This is a genomic window from Streptomyces sp. NPDC059900, assembly GCF_050270335.1.
GTDB lineage: Bacteria > Actinomycetota > Actinomycetes > Streptomycetales > Streptomycetaceae > Streptomyces.
In genome coordinates, this window is sequence record NZ_JBNNJZ010001079.1 from 1 (window position 1) to 1,432 (window position 1,432).

1 protein-coding gene is annotated in these 1,432 nt (G+C 68.3%); it reads right to left on the bottom strand.

The window, feature by feature from the left end; translation table 11 throughout:
* Positions 1-1,432: ATP-binding protein (locus ACQKIP_RS47380; protein WP_427745861.1), on the bottom strand; the 1,432-nt coding region annotated here is incomplete at both ends.

Consider the following 1,432-nt stretch of genomic DNA (forward strand, 5'->3'; position numbering starts at 1 on the left):
TAACGGAGCTTGGCGATGTCGAAGTCCTCGTGCACGCCCGTACCGAACGCGGAGATGATCGCCTGGATCTCCTGGTTGTGCAGGATCTTGTCGATCCTGGCCTTCTCCACGTTGAGGATCTTGCCGCGGATCGGGAGGATCGCCTGATACTGCGGGTTGCGGCCGGACTTGGCCGAACCGCCTGCGGAGTCGCCTTCCACAATGAAGATCTCCGACATGGCCGGGTCGTTCGACTGGCAGTCGGACAGCTTGCCGGGCAGCGCCGCCGTTTCAAGCAGGCCCTTGCGACGGGTCAGATCGCGCGCCTTGCGGGCCGCGACCCGGGCCGTGGCCGCCTGGATCGCCTTGCGCACGATGTCCGCGACTTCGTTCGGGTTGCGGTCGAACCAGTCGGTCAGATACTCGTGGACGAGCTTCTGCACAAAGGTGCGCGCCTCGGTGTTGCCGAGCTTGGTCTTGGTCTGGCCCTCGAACTGCGGCTCGCCGAGCTTGACCGAGATGATCGCGGTCAGGCCCTCGCGGATGTCCTCGCCGGAGAGGTTCGCGTCCTTCTCCCGCAGCAGCTTCTTCTCCCGCGCGTACCGGTTGACCACGGTGGTCAGGGCCGTGCGGAAGCCCTCCTCGTGGGTGCCGCCCTCATGGGTGTGGATGGCGTTGGCGTACGAGTAGACGCTGTCGGTGTACTGGCCGTTCCACTGCAGCGCGACCTCGGCCGACAGCAGCCGTTCGCCGTCCCGGGCGGCGATGGTGATGACCGAGGGATGGACCGGCTCGCCCTTGCGGGAGTTGAGGTAGGTGACGAAGTCGGTGATGCCGCCGTCGTAGCGGTAGGAGACCGTCTTGGCGGCCGGGTCCGCACCCGCGTCGTCGGCCGCGGCCGTCGCGCGCGCGAAGGGCCGTTCGTCGGTCAGGGTCAGGGCGAGCCCGCGGTTGAGGAAGGCCATCTCCCTGAAACGCCTGGCCAGCGTCTCGAAGGAGTACTCGGTGGTCTCGAAGATGCCGCCGTCCGCCCAGAACGTCAGCGAGGTGCCCGTCCGGGTGGTGGCCTCGTGGCGGGCGAGCGGGGCGGTGGGAGCTCCGTTTCGGTAGTCCTGCGTCCACCGGTGACCATCGGTCCAGATCTCCGCCGACAGCCGCGTCGACAGGGCGTTGACCACCGACAGGCCCACGCCGTGCAGACCGCCTGAGACCGCATACCCGCCGCCCCCGAACTTTCCGCCCGCGTGCAGCACGGTCAGCACCACCTCGACGGCCGGCCGCTTCTCCGCCGGGTGCAACCCCACCGGAATGCCGCGGCCGTTGTCGACGACGCGTACGCCGCCGTCGGCCAGGATCGTCACGTCGATGCGGTCGGCCACCCCCGCAAGAGCCTCGTCCACGGAGTTGTCCACGAGTTCCTGCACGAGGTGGTGCAGGCCCTGTTCCCCCGTGG